Origin of the sequence: Aeromonas sp. s2, from assembly GCF_040907935.1 — a bacterium.
GTDB lineage: Bacteria > Pseudomonadota > Gammaproteobacteria > Enterobacterales > Aeromonadaceae > Aeromonas > Aeromonas dhakensis.
In genome coordinates this window covers 1-13,421 of record NZ_JBFOCR010000012.1, presented here as the reverse complement: position 1 = coordinate 13,421, position 13,421 = coordinate 1, and the positions used below count along the sequence as shown (strand labels likewise).

9 protein-coding genes, 1 tRNA gene and 1 rRNA gene are annotated in these 13,421 nt (G+C 61.8%); 1 reads left to right on the top strand and 10 read right to left on the bottom strand.

Annotated elements, in window-relative coordinates; all coding sequences use genetic code 11:
* Positions 1–50: 50 nt before the first annotated feature.
* On the bottom strand, positions 51–773 hold the full coding sequence (locus AB5Y81_RS09735) for a DUF2807 domain-containing protein (RefSeq protein ID WP_279485035.1): 723 nt from the start codon (positions 771–773) through the stop codon (positions 51–53).
* 364 nt (positions 774–1,137) lie between these two features.
* Here AB5Y81_RS09735 and ovoA point away from each other — a divergent pair, with 364 nt between their 5' ends.
* Positions 1,138–3,288 (top strand): 5-histidylcysteine sulfoxide synthase, encoded by a 2,151-nt coding sequence (gene ovoA / locus AB5Y81_RS09730; protein ID WP_279485036.1) that lies wholly within the window; start codon positions 1,138–1,140, stop codon positions 3,286–3,288.
* Positions 3,289–3,345: 57 nt separating this feature from the next.
* Here the strand turns inward: ovoA and AB5Y81_RS09725 are convergent, their stop codons facing one another.
* From AB5Y81_RS09725 to AB5Y81_RS09685, 9 genes are all read right to left on the bottom strand, one after another.
* Positions 3,346–4,317: a bile acid:sodium symporter family protein gene (locus AB5Y81_RS09725; protein ID WP_139726286.1), complete on the bottom strand. Its 972-nt coding sequence runs from the start codon at positions 4,315–4,317 to the stop codon at positions 3,346–3,348.
* Positions 4,318–4,528: 211 nt separating this feature from the next.
* On the bottom strand, positions 4,529–5,965 hold the full coding sequence (locus tag AB5Y81_RS09720; protein ID WP_279485037.1) for an amino acid permease: 1,437 nt from the start codon (positions 5,963–5,965) through the stop codon (positions 4,529–4,531).
* 166 nt (positions 5,966–6,131) lie between these two features.
* On the bottom strand, positions 6,132–6,470 hold the full coding sequence (locus tag AB5Y81_RS09715) for a tRNA-binding protein (RefSeq protein ID WP_279485038.1): 339 nt from the start codon (positions 6,468–6,470) through the stop codon (positions 6,132–6,134).
* 76 nt (positions 6,471–6,546) lie between these two features.
* Positions 6,547–7,992 (bottom strand): amino acid permease, encoded by a 1,446-nt coding sequence (locus AB5Y81_RS09710; protein ID WP_279485039.1) that lies wholly within the window; start codon positions 7,990–7,992, stop codon positions 6,547–6,549.
* A gap of 102 nt (positions 7,993–8,094) precedes the next feature.
* Complete coding sequence (locus tag AB5Y81_RS09705) at positions 8,095–8,550, bottom strand: beta-galactosidase subunit beta (RefSeq protein ID WP_019841069.1); 456 nt, start codon at positions 8,548–8,550, stop codon at positions 8,095–8,097.
* Positions 8,547–11,633: a beta-galactosidase subunit alpha gene (gene ebgA / locus AB5Y81_RS09700; protein WP_279485040.1), complete on the bottom strand. Its 3,087-nt coding sequence runs from the start codon at positions 11,631–11,633 to the stop codon at positions 8,547–8,549. The genes AB5Y81_RS09705 and ebgA overlap by 4 nt, the downstream gene beginning before the upstream one ends.
* Positions 11,634–11,954: 321 nt before the next feature.
* Complete coding sequence (gene ebgR / locus AB5Y81_RS09695) at positions 11,955–12,920, bottom strand: transcriptional regulator EbgR (RefSeq protein WP_042005760.1); 966 nt, start codon at positions 12,918–12,920, stop codon at positions 11,955–11,957.
* A 154-nt stretch (positions 12,921–13,074) separates the two neighbouring features.
* Positions 13,075–13,189, bottom strand: a 5S ribosomal RNA gene (gene rrf / locus AB5Y81_RS09690).
* A gap of 22 nt (positions 13,190–13,211) precedes the next feature.
* A tRNA-Thr gene (locus AB5Y81_RS09685) sits at positions 13,212–13,287 on the bottom strand.
* Positions 13,288–13,421 lie beyond the last annotated feature (134 nt).

The window sequence follows — 13,421 nt, the reverse complement described above, 5'->3', positions numbered from 1 at the left end:
AAACAGGCCCGTCACGGGCCTGTTTTCTTCTTGTCGGCGTATAAGGCCATTCAGCTGCCCTGCCGGCTCACCTCGCCGGAGCCGGCAATCTCGCTCTGCAGCACAGGATCACCCCAGTAGCTGACCGAGCCCGAGCCGGCAATGCCCACCTTGAGCCGATCCTGGGCCCTAACCTCCACGTCGCCGCTACCGGCGATATTGACCTCCACCTCGCGACCCTTGAGCTCGGCCCCCAGTACATCCCCCGAGCCGGCGATGTTGAGCTCGACGGCCCTGGCCGTGCTGTTCCCCAGATCCAGGCTGCCCGCTCCCGCGATGTTGCCCTCCAGCCGATCCAGTTCGAGCCCGTCGGCGACTATGTCACCGACCCCAGCCACCGACAGCACCAGCGCCTCCCCCTTGAAGCCGCGCAGCTCGCCGCTGGCGACCCCTGCCAGCGCCAGCTCATGAAGCGCGGGCAGGGTGATGGTGATCTCCAGCGGTTCGGTCGGATCGAGCCGGTAGCCGTCCTTCACCTCGATCTCCAGCTTGTCGCCCCGCTCGCTCAGCACCAGATAGGGCAGCAGGTTCTCCTGCCCGCGGATGCGCACCCCGCGCGGCTCGCCGGCCACCAGATGGACACTGGCGGGCACCCCGGCCAGCACCCGGGTCACCTGCCGGCCCATCCCGTGCTGCTGCTCGATCAGGGCCCCCGCCCCGCTCACCCGGGTATCATCCAGCCAGCTGCACCCGCTGAGCCCGACCGTCAGCACCACGCCCATCATCCATTTCATCGCCACTCTCCTCATTGTGTATTGGCCAGTCGCGGCCCCTTGGTCAGCATCCATCGCAAAGCCTGTGCCAGTTAATCAACTACATGATTTACAAGAAGATATCCATTTTTACGCCACATGGGCACAGCAAACAGAGAGTCATTCAGACCATAAACTGGCGAATCTGACCATCCCCGAACGGGCAGGCGGAGGGTTGGCTGGCGAGCCGTTCGCGGGGTCGCTATGCTGACAAGCCGTGGAAGTTTTTGGTTGCCGAGCCGGTCTGTTGAGCCAATAGTGGTACCTTGTGCGTACAAAGCTCTCCATTGCGGTAATGCCATTACCACTGTCTTGTCAGTCTTCACTGCCAACAAGGAGTCAGAGCGTGACCCAAGCCACTCTTCTCTATTCCACCGCCACCGGCCTGCCGGAACCTACCCGAACCCCGCTGCTGACCGGCAGCGATCCCGAACAAAAACGCCGCGAGCTGCTCGCCTACTTCTGCCAGACCTTCGATCTCTACGACTCGCTGTTCGACTGCCTGGCCGACGAGCGCGCCTGGTTTGACAAGGCGATCCCCCTGCGCCACCCGCTCATCTTCTACTACGGCCACACCGCCGCCTTCTTCATCAACAAGCTGCTGGCGGCCCGCCTCATCGAGGGGCGACTCGACGCCCGCATCGAGGCCATGGTCGCCATCGGGGTGGACGAGATGAGCTGGGACGATCTGGACGAGACCCACTACGACTGGCCCTCCGTCAGCGAGCTGCGTGACTATCGGGGCCGGGTGCGCGCCCTGGTGTGTGATTTCATCGAGCGGATGCCGATCGAACTTCCTATCCATTGGCAGAGCCCGGCCTGGGTCATCTTGATGGGCATAGAGCACGAGCGTATCCACCTCGAGACCTCCAGCGTACTGATCCGCCAGCTGCCGCTGGCCTGGGTGCGCAGCCAACCCCAGTGGCCGGTCTGCCCCGAGGCGCGCCATCGCCGTGACGAGGTACCCGCCAACAGCCTGCTGCCGGTGGCCGGCGGCCGGGTGCGGCTCGGCAAACAGGACGCCACCTACGGCTGGGACAACGAATACGGCGAGCGCCACATCGAACTGGCCCCCTTCCAGGCCAGCCGCATGCTGGTGAGCAACGCAGAATTTTTCGACTTCGTGCAGGCGGGCGGCTACGAGACCCGCGCCTGGTGGGATGATGAAGGCTGGGGCTGGCGCCAGTATGCCGGGGCGCGCATGCCCACCTTCTGGGTCGGCGACCCCCTCGAACCCGAGCAACTGCAACTGCGGCTGATGACCGGGCAGGTTCCTATGCCCTGGGACTGGCCGGCGGAGGTGAACCAGCTGGAGGCCGCCGCCTTCTGTCGCTGGCAGGCGGCCCAGACCGGTCTGCCCGTCCAGTTGCCAAGCGAGGCGGAGTGGATGCTGCTGCGCGAACAGCTGGCTGGTGACCAGCCGGACTGGATCGAGGCGCCCGGCAACATCAACCTGGCCCGCTTCGCGTCGTCTTGTCCGGTGGATGCCTGCCCCCAGGGCAGCTTCTTCGATCTGGTGGGCAACGTCTGGCAGTGGACCAGCACCGCCATCGACGGCTTCGAGGGGTTCAAGGTGCACCCCCTCTACGACGACTTCTCCACCCCCACCTTCGACGGCAAGCACACCCTCATCAAGGGCGGGAGCTGGATCAGTACCGGCAACGAGGCGCTCAAGTCCTCCCGCTACGCCTTCCGTCGCCACTTCTTCCAGCACGCGGGCTTCCGCTACCTGGTCTCACGCCATCAGGAGCCCGTCATCGTGAATCCTTATGAAACCGACACCCTGGTCGCTCAGTACCTCGACTTCCAGTACGGCCCGAGCCACTTCGGGGTCGCCAACTACGCCGAGGCTCTGGCCGGTCTTGCCAGCGAGCTCTGCGGCCGCCATGAGCGGGCGCTCGACATCGGCTGCGCCACCGGTCGCGCCAGCTTCGAACTGGCTCGCCGCTTCGCCCACGTGGATGGAGTGGACTACTCGGCCCGCTTCATCGACGTGGCCCTGACCCTGGCAAGACAGGACAGCTTCCGCTATGCGGTGCCGGTGGAAGGGGAGCTGGTGGAGTATTGCGAGGCGCGGCTCTCCCGCCATGAGCTCGGCCGTGAGCAGGCCGATCGCGTCCACTTCAGCCAGGGGGATGCCTGCAACCTCAAGCCCAAGTACGGCGACTACGACCTGGTGCTCGCCTCCAACCTGATCGACCGGCTGCGGGAACCCGCCCGCTTCCTGCGGGACATTGCTCCGCGCCTTCGCAGCGGTGGCCTGCTGGTGCTCACCAGCCCCTACATCTGGCTGACCGACTACACCCCCAAAGCCAACTGGCTCGGCGGGGTGCGAGAGAACGGCGAGGCCCTCGGCACCTATCAGGCGCTGCAACGGCTGCTGGCGGAGGAGTTCGAGGAGCACATGCCCCCGAGGGACGTCCCCTTCGTCATCCGCGAGACCGCCCGCAAGTACCAGCACACGGTGGCCCAGCTCACCGTCTGGCGCAAACGCTGACAATGCTGCAAACGAAAGAGGGAGGCCCATGGCCTCCCTCTTTTTTATCCGGACGGCTTACCCCTGCTGCGCCTGGGGCACGACCTCCTGCTCACGGTAGCGGCGGGCCAGCACGGCGCACACCATCAGCTGGATCTGGTGGAAGATCATCAGCGGCAGCACCATGACCCCGACGCTGGCGGCCGGGAACATGACGTTGGCCATCGGCACCCCGTTGGCCAGACTCTTCTTGGAGCCGCAGAAGACGATGGTGATCTCGTCCGCCCTGTTGAAGCCGAGGCGGCGGCTGATCCAGACGTTCCAGCCCAGCACCAGTGCCAGCAGCACGCAGCTCAGCAGCACTATGCTGGCCAGATCGTACCAGCCTACCTGGTGCCAGATCCCCTGCACCACCGCCTCGCTGAAGGCCACATAGACCACCAGCAGGATGGAGCTCTGGTCCAGCTTGCCGATGAGCGGCCGGTGGCTGTCGACCCAGCGGCCGATGAGCGGGCGCGACAGGTGGCCCACCACGAACGGCAGCATCAGCTGCACCATGATGGCCTGAATGGAGTGCCAGGTATCGACCCCCTCACCCTGCACATTGATCATCAGCCCCACCAGCACCGGCGAGAGGAAGATACCGAGGATGCTGGAGGCCGAGGCGCTGCACACCGCCGCCGACACATTGCCGCCAGCCATGGAGGTGAAGGCGATGGCCGACTGCACAGTGGCAGGCAGGGCGCAGAGGTAGAGGAAACCGAGGTAGATGGCCGGGCTCAGCCAGTGGGGCACCAGTGGCGTGAGCAGCAGCCCCAGCAGCGGAAACAGCACGAAGGTGCTCGCCATCACCACCAGGTGCAACCGCCAGTGGCCGAGGCCCGCCAGCAGGTTCTGGCGCGACAGCTTGGCACCATGCATGAAGAAGAGCAGCGCCACCGCCAGCTTGGTCAGTAGACCGAACCAGACGGCCACCTGCCCCTCGCAGGGGAAGAAGGAGGCCAGCGCGACCACCACGATCAGTACAGAGGTAAAGGGATCCAGACGCACGAGCGGTCTCCGGTGAAAGCAGATCCCGTCCCCGCGCGGGGCCGGTGATCGGGGACGACAGGAAACACAACAGGAGCTGTGGCACAGCTCCTGTTGAAACGGAGCCCCAGCTTACCCCGATAAGCGGGAGGCGCAAAGTTGAGCGACCCCCCTTTATCCGCCGGAAATTAAGCAAGCCCGGCTGGCCACCGGATCCGGCCAGCCTTGTGCTTCAGCTCTGTTTGGCCAGCTTGCCGCTGGCTGTACCAGTTGCCTGCTTGCGGGCTTGGCGCTTCTCGAAGCGGGAGATCCACCAGTAGGCCAGCGCCGAGAAGACCGCGGTCATGAAGACGTTGATGAAGAAGGCGCGCACCAGATCCACCCCGGCTGGGAAGGCGGAGGCGCTCATGCTCACCACGAAGATGGCGATCAGCACCGACACCACCCCCATCCCGAATTTGCGCGACCCCATGCGGAACTCGCGCGGGGTGTCGTCATGTTTCCAGCGGAACACGAAGTAGGCCACCATGATGAAGATCGGCGGCAGCATGGCGGTACCGGCGGTGAGGTTGATGGCGGTGTTCATCATCTGCTGCACCGACTCGGAGCCGAACCCGTTGACCACCAGCATCACGAACACGAAGGCAAACTGCCACCAGGCGGCGCGCACCGGCACGCCGTGCTCGTTGAGCTGGGTGGTCTTCTCGCCGTAAACCCCCTGCGGGATCTCGGAGAAGTGGATCTTCACCGGCGCCGAGGTCCACATCATCATGGAGCCGAACATGGCGATGAACAGCACCACGCCGACAAATCGGCCCACCAGCGCCTCCGACAGCCCGAAGTACTGGGCCATGCCGGTGAAGATCTCCACCATGCCGCCGGCATAGGTGAGGCTCTCGCGCGGCACGAACACGTTCACCAGCAGGGAACCGACCGCATACATGGCACCGATGACGATACCCGCACTGATGATCACCTTGATGAAGGACTTCTGGCCGCCCTTCACGTCATTGAGGTAGGCCGCCGCCGTCTCGGCACCGCCCGCCGCCTGGAAGATCCAGCACATGATGCCCAGCGTCGCCCAGTTGATGGTGGGAGTCATCGCCTCCAGGGTGATGGGCTGGGCCGGTACATGATCGCCACCGAGGGCCATCAGGGCGCCCAGCACATAGATGGCGAACAGGGCAAACACCCCGTAGGCCACGATCTCGGCAATCTTGCCGAGCCAGCTCGCCCCCTTGGTGGAGATGTGGGTCGCCGCCGCAAACAGCACGATGGAGATGATCGAGGTGACCATGGGCGAGAAACTGTACTCATAGCCCAGCATGGCGTAGGAGGCGTAGGCGATGACGTTGGGCAGCAATGAGACGAACCAGAACAGGTTCACGAACCAGTAGAGAAACGAGCCCAGATAGGCCATCCGGGTGCCGAGCGGCTTTTTCAGCCAGTCGTACATGCCCGACTCGGAGTTTTTGTTGGCGGAGACAAACTCGGCGATGATGAAGACGAACGGGATGAAGTAGACGAGGGTCGCCAGCAGGAAGATGGGGGCGGAGCTGAGCCCCAGCTCGATGTTGTTGTTGACGATGTTGCGCACGTTGAACACGGCGGCAAAGGTCATCGACAACAGGGCAAACTTGCCTATGGTGCCGCGTACGGATTCAGACATGGTGTCCTCCAGTGGACTCGCGCTCCCTGCGGGTAACGCTGTGACTCTGTGATGTGTTCGGCAAGGGTCTGTCGGCCCTGCGCTTTACTCTCTTGTTATGATAGGGACGCGTGGGCGGCCTCGTTGGTGAACCGGTGCCGTCTCCCGCACCGGCTCGCAATACCAGTCAGACGATCGGGGTGCCCGGCGCCATCGGCACCCGCGGCTGCAACAACACGCTCTTGCTCTCGTCCGGGGTCTCGGCGCAGAGCAACATGCACTCGGAGCGCTCACCGCGCATCCTGGTGGGCTTGAGGTTGGTCACCACCACCACCTCGCTGCTCATCAGCTCCTCTTCGCTGTAGTAAGGCACCAGACTGGTGACGGTCTGCAGCGGTCGCTCGCCCCCCACGTCAATCTGGACGATGTAGAGTTTGTCGGCACCGGGGTGGCGCACCACCTCCAGCACCTTGCCCACCTTCATCTCGACCCGTTTGAATTCGGCAAACTCGATCGTCTCGCTCATGCTCTTTTCCTTTTCTGGTTCAACGGTTTGCGGGTGGCCAACGGCCACCCGGTTTTATTCGGATTCACTGCAGTGCCTATGGCGTCTGTATGGCAACCTGCGCTGTCGGCTGGGCCTCTTTGGCACGCGCCTCGGCGCTGAGGGAGGCCTCGTATCTGTTGTATTTCCACCAAGCGAAGCCGAGGAAAATCACGATCCCGCCGACGTTGTAGAAGATGATGGTCATGATGTCGGCGCCGGTCGGGAAGGTGGAGGCGAGGAAGCCCACCGAGAAGATGGCGATCAGCACCGACACCACGGCGATGCCGGTGGTGCGCGAACCCATCTTGAACTCCCGCGGCAGGTGGTCGAGCTTCAGGCGCAGATTGAGGTAGGCCAGCATGATGAACAGCGGCGGCAACATGGAGGCGGCAGCGGTCATGTTGATGACGGTGTTCATCAGATCCTGCGCGGTGTTGGAGCCCAGGGTCGGGATCACCATCAGCGGCAGCACGATGAGGTACTGGATCCAGGCCGCCCGGGCGGGCACGCCGTTTTCGTTCAGCTCGACGGTTTTCTTGCCGAAGATACCGGCCGGGATTTCGGAGAAGAAGATCTTCACCGGGGTCGCGGTCCACATCAGCAGGGAGCCGAACATGGCGGTGAAGGAGACCAGCCCGACGAAGCGGTTCATCAGGATCTCCGGCAAGCCGAAGTAAGCCGCCAGCCCCTCGAACACCTGCACCGAGCCGCCGGTGTATTTCAGGGTGTCGCTGTGGACGAACACGTTGATCAGCAGAGACGCGATGGAGTAGAGCACCCCGATAAAGATCCCGGCGACGATGATCACCTTCACGAAGGACTTGGAGCCCCCTTTCACGTCATTGACGTAGACCGCCACCGACTCGGCGCCACCGGCTGCCATGAAGATCCAGGTGGTGATGCCGAGGAAGGCCCAGCTGAAATCGGGAACCATGGCCTCGACCGTGATGGGGTCGGCTGGCTGCACGCCGCCCACCAGTGCCGCACCTGCCAGCAGGATGTAGGAGAGGGTCAACAGCAGCATCAGGGACGAGGTCACCGAGGTGATGGGGCCGAGCATCTTGGCGCCGTTGGTGGAGACGTAGGTGGCAAAGGCAAACAGCACCATGCTCAATGCCGTGGTCGCCACCGGGGTGAGAATGTACTCGTAACCCAGGAAGGCATAGGAGGCGTAGGCGATGACCCGCGGCAACAGCGAGGTGAAGAAGAAGAGGTTCACGAACCAGTAGGTGTAGGCGGAGATAAAGGCCCAGCGACCGCCGAGGGAACTCTTCACCCAGGCATACACCCCCGCTTCGGAGTTTTTGTTCAGTGACACAAATTCCGCAATGATCAGACAGAACGGAATGAAGTAGAAAATGGTGGCCAGAAAGAACATCGGGGCCGAGGCCAGACCGATCTCGATGTTGTTGTTGATGACGTTGTTGAAGCTGAATACCGCCGCGAAGGTGAGCGACAGCAGACCAAACTTGCCTATCGTATTGCGTTTGGAATCAGACATGGTGCATCTCCAGACCTGTAGTTATCTCAGCGAAAGGGCGGGGCATGGGTTGTAGGGTGAGCCCCGCCCTTCCGGCTTTGTCAGTGCAGAACCGGCGGCTTGTTATTTGTTTTTGAAGTAGCCGCCTTCGACGGTGACCTTGATGATCAGCTTGCGCACCGGGCTGTCGCCGACGAATCGGTAAGCCTCGTCGTTCTCGAAGATCACCACCTGGCCGTTGCCGACCTGCTGGCGCTCACGCACCTCGCCAGCCAGCCACTCGCGGTCTGTGGTGTCGTCGTAAGCCTGTTCGACCCGCAGATCCGACTTGGCAGCCCACTCCACCGTCTCTGCCCCTTCCAGGTAGTAGTGAACGTCGAAGTAGCGGCGCTGCCCCTCGAACAGGGAGGTGGCCGGGCTGGCCCCCTCCTGCAAGCGATAGGTGAGGGAGTCACCGATGGAGTGGCAGATACCTGGCTTGAGGTTGGCCAGGTTGTCGATGGCCTCCACGCAGCGACCCCACTTCTTGCCCTCCCGGTAGATGTTTTTGAACAGGGTCAGGTTGTCCAGGGTGATCATGCGAGGTTCCTCCCGCCGTTGATGGTGAGATCGAGCCCGGCCAGCGCAGCCGGATTGAGGTTGCCACGGGCGATGGGCAGCAGGGTCAGACCGAAGCTGAACGGCTCGAAGCGCACCCGCCAGGAGTCCAGCACCTCGGAGCCCCAGGAGTTGGAACCCAGCCCCAGCACCTTGTGATCCAGATTGAGGGTGAGATAACCACAGGGCTCCAGCTCGTTGATGTGCTGCGCCGCGTGGATATGCTCCCAGCTGTAGGGCCAGACGCTCAGGTTGATGGGGGCATCGGGCCGCACGTAGAGACCGGCGCCGTGACGGTTGGTCAGGGTCGCCCAGCGCACCTGCTGGCGGTTGCCGTTGTCCTGCGGGAAAGGGTAGTGCTCCCACATCTCGCCCACTGTGCTCTGGAAGCTGTCGATCCAGTTGCTCTGGCGGCTGTCCTGATAGTTCTCGCCCGGACCCATGCCAAGGTAGTGCACCCGGTCGAGATCCTGCCGAATACCCAGCTCGAAACCGATCTTGGGAATGATGTCGTCATAACCGCCGTAGGGCTGACCGGACAGGGCTACGTGCAGCTGACCGTTCGGGCTAAGGGTGTAGACGTAGCGGCAACGCATACCGAAGTCGAACACCGGCGGGGCGATCAGGCTCTCGACCGTCACCTCGACCGCCTCGCCCAGCTGACGCCAGCTCAAGGTACGGAAGTGCTCCTGCATGATCTGCAGGTGGTTCGGGTGCCACAGGCTCTCGTACTCCTGCTTGTGGTTGTCGATCATCGGCTTGAAGAAGGTGAGACGCGGGGCTCGCTCGATAAGCTCGATACCATCCTGCTGCCAGCTCACCAGCTTGCCGTCGAGGTGCGAGAAGCGCAGGGCGAAGCCGCTGCCACTCAGGGTCAGCGCGAGCCGCTCGTCGGCAATCTGCAGCGCAGTAGCGTTGGGATTGGCAAAGGGCTGTAACTGGCGAGTCGACTCTTTCAGCCGGAACTGGTACTGGCCCAGCTCGTGCTCCGCCGCGCTGTAACGGGTGGCGGTGGCCTTGATGACTCGCAGCTGGACGAAGGTTTCCCGTCCATCGAGGGATGGCAGTTCGAGTTGCAGCTCTGTGGTGGCACCGGGAGCCACCCCTTCCAGCCGGATCTGCTGGCTGGCCAGCAGTTCACCCTCGGCCTTCACCTCGACCAGCAGGCGGATGTCGTCGAGATTGGAGAACCAGTAGCGGTTTTCCACCGCCAGCTTGCCGCTCGCCAGATCCAGCGCCCGCACCTTGACCGGGCAGATCACCTGCTTGTATTCGCGCAGGCCCGGCCCCGGGGTCTGATCCGGATAGATGAGGCCATCCATGCAGAAGTTGTAGTTGTTGGGATAGTCGCCGTAGTCGCCACCGTACTTGTAGACCGGGCGGCCCTGCTCGTCCTGATCCAGAATGCCGTGATCGCACCACTCCCAGATGTAGTGGCCCTGAATGTGGGGATGGCGGTCGAACACCTGCTGGTATTCGCTGAGGCCACCCGGGCCGTTGCCCATGGCGTGGGCGTATTCACAGAGGATGCGCGGCTTACTCATAGGGAACTCGCCGAAGCAGTTCATCTGGGAGACGCGGGAATACATGGTGCTCACCACATCCACCACCTCGGCATCACGATCCTCTTCGTAGTGCACCAGACGGGTCGGGTCGATCGCCTTGCAGCGCCGGTACATGGTCCTGATGTTGCAGCCGTAGCCGGACTCGTTGCCCAGCGACCAGATGATGATGGAGGGGTGGTTCTTCTGGGCATGAACGTGGCGCTCGATCCTGTCCACGAACACCGGCTCCCAGAAGGGATCGTCGGTGATGCGGCTGAGGTCGCCGACGTTGGCAAAGCCGTGGGTCTCGACGTCGGTCTCCGCCATCACGAACAGACCGTACTGGTCGCACAGCTCATAGAAGCGCGGGTCGTTCGGGTAGTGGGCGGTGCGCACCGAGTTGAGGTTGTGCTGCTTCATCAGCACGATATCGCGCTCCACCCGATCCATGCCGACCGCACGGCTCTTGAGGTGGTCGTTGTCGTGGCGGTTCACCCCATGCAGCTTGAGGTAGTGACCGTTGACGTAGAAGAGGCCATCTTTGACCTTGATTTCACGCACCCCGACCCGCTGCGGGATCACCTCCAGCAGCTCACCCTGACCGTTGTAGAGGGAGAGTTGCAGCTGATAGAGGTAAGGGTCTTCGGCACTCCACAGATGGGGGTTGGCCAGATCCAGCGTGAAGCGGCAATCACACTTGCCGTCGATGGCGAGATGATCGAGCGAGCCGCTGGCGATCTCGCTGCCCTGATCCAGCAGCGACCAGACCAGACGGTGATCACGGGCGGGCGCCCCCAGATTCTCCAGCTGGATATCGCAGCTCAGGGTGGCGCTCTGGCCGGCAATCTGATTGCCATCCGCCAGCGCGGTGCGGATGAAGAAGTCCTGCACATGGGTGGCCGGTTTGCCCACCAGATAGACGTCGCGGAAGATCCCCGCCATCCACCACATGTCCTGATCTTCGATATAGGTGGAGTCAGCCCACTGCATCACCCGCACCGACAACAGGTTCTCGCCAATGTTGGCGTAGGCGCTGATATCGAACTCGGCGGTGAGGCGGCTCCCCTTGCTGAAGCCGACATAGTGGCCGTTCACATAGACCTCGAAGTAGGTCTCCACCCCGTCAAACTTGATGATCACCTGTTCGCCGTCCCAGGCCGGGCTCAGCGTGAAGCTGCGCTGATAGGCGCCGGTGGGGTTGTTGGTCGGCACGAAGGGCACGTCGATGGGGAAGGGAAAACCTTCGTCGGTGTACTGCAGCTGGCCATGCCCTTCCATCTGCCACATGTTGGGCACGGTGATCTGGCCCCACTCGCTCATGGGGCTGTGATAGAAGGCCTCCGGCACCTGCAGGGGATGCTCGAAGTAGTGGAACTGCCACTGGCCGCTCAGGCTCAGAAAACGGCGGCTCAGCTCACGCTGCATGGTGGCCGCCAGCCCGTGGTCGGCATAAGAGAAGAAGTAGGCGCGCGGGGCCAGCCTGTTTTCACCAACGAATTGGACGTTTTCCCAGTTATTCACATGTCCTCCCGGAACAAGGCAACGTTAACTGGGTAAACCCTAGATAAACATTTACTAAATATCAGTTTTAGATCGGTAAAGTTTTAACCTGATCACAGTGAGTGGATGGTTTTGTGAGCGAGATCAGAAGCGGGAGACAAAGGAGGGCAAGGTATAGATGAGTGGCATGGATGTTGATAACAGCAGGCCATGATGTAATTAAATTAACTATAAAACAATATGATATGAGTTTATTAGAAGATATGGGAAAGCGGTTTACTTGGGAGAGATGTCGCACCACCGCAAGGTGGCGCGACTAAAAACAGAGGTATTTTACTAAAACTATCGTGTAGTACCGCGCAGAGTCAATTTGCTCGGTACCAGCACCCGCAGCGGAATGTCCCGCTCGTCACGCAGCCGTTCAACCAGCAGATTGACCCCCTGGGAGCCCATCAACTCGGAGTGGATCCGCACCGTGGAGAGGGGCGGAAAGGTGAACTTGGCGGTCGGGATATCGTTGACGCTGATAAGCTCGATCTGCTGCGGAATCGCCAGCCCCTTCTCGTGGATGGCACGCAGCACGCCGATGGCGATGGAGTCGGAGGCCACAAACAGTGCCTTGGGCCAATCCCCGGCCAGCATCTCTTTGGCCAACTTGTAACCGGAGGCGCTGGAGAAATCCCCACGATAGAGGTCGCTCTCCTGCACCACACCCAGCCGTTGACCGTAGTCGAGGAAGGCCAGTTCGCGCAGATCCGGGCCATCATCCTGACCGCCGATATAGCCGATGCGCTGGTGCCCCTGGGCCATGAAGAAATCCACGACCTGCTGGCTGATCAGCGCCAGATCCACGTCAATCGAGTCAAAGTCACCTTGAGAGCGGCAATCCACGAACACCAGCTGGGCAGAGAGGGAGTGAAGCGCGGCAAGACGCTCTGCGGGCAGATGGCCGATGACCAGGATACCGTCGACGGCAGAGAGCTCACGCCCCTCGGCACCGTTGTAGAAGTGGGTCAGTTCGATGTTGAGGCGGGCACACTGGGTCTCGATGCCGTAGCGGATGGCCAGATAGTAGGGATCGTTGACCTCGGTGCTCTGCGGGTAGGCATAGACCGCCAGGAAGTGCAGCTTGCTCTTGTGAACCCCCTTGCGGGCACCACTGGTCTTGTACTCCAGCCGCTCGGCGATCTCGAAGATCTTCTGCTTGGTCTCTTCCTTGACGCTCAGCGTCGGATCTTCATTGAGCACCCGCGACACGGTAGCCTGGGATACCCCCGCCTCCTGTGCAATTTCCTTCAACGTGGCCATGCATACTCCTCTGGCAATGACGCGCGACAACACCAGACCAAGAGTAACGGGCAACGTGCTGACATCCCAGCATTTTTACTAAAAGAAACCCATCAGAACGGCAAATTTCCAATGCAAAAAGGCCTCCCGAATGGGAGGCCTCCTCTAAATGGGTGCCTGACAGTGTTCTACTCTCGCATGGCGAATGCCACACTACCATCGACGCTACCGCGTTTCACTTCTGAGTTCGGCATGGGATCAGGTGGTTCCACGGCGCTATTGCCGTCAGGCAAAAGCTGTACTACTTGAAAATGGTGCTGATACCCAGAATCGAACTGGGGACCTCATCCTTACCAAGGATGCGCTCTACCGACTGAGCCATATCAGCACACTAACCGGTAAAGACCACGCTCACCGCGTAATCTAAAATTGGGTGCCTGGCAGTGTCCTACTCTCGCATGGCGAATGCCACACTACCATCGGCGCTACAGCGTTTCACTTCTGAGTTCGGCATGGGGTCAG

Coding starts and splice junctions, on each gene's coding strand:
- AB5Y81_RS09735 (WP_279485035.1), bottom strand. CDS start 773: ATGAAATGGATGATGGGCGTGGTGCTGACGGTCGGGCTCAGCGGGTGC.
- AB5Y81_RS09720 (WP_279485037.1), bottom strand. CDS start 5,965: ATGTCTGAATCCGTACGCGGCACCATAGGCAAGTTTGCCCTGTTGTCG.
- AB5Y81_RS09715 (WP_279485038.1), bottom strand. CDS start 6,470: ATGAGCGAGACGATCGAGTTTGCCGAATTCAAACGGGTCGAGATGAAG.
- AB5Y81_RS09710 (WP_279485039.1), bottom strand. CDS start 7,992: ATGTCTGATTCCAAACGCAATACGATAGGCAAGTTTGGTCTGCTGTCG.
- AB5Y81_RS09705 (WP_019841069.1), bottom strand. CDS start 8,550: ATGATCACCCTGGACAACCTGACCCTGTTCAAAAACATCTACCGGGAG.
- ebgR (WP_042005760.1), bottom strand. CDS start 12,920: ATGGCCACGTTGAAGGAAATTGCACAGGAGGCGGGGGTATCCCAGGCT.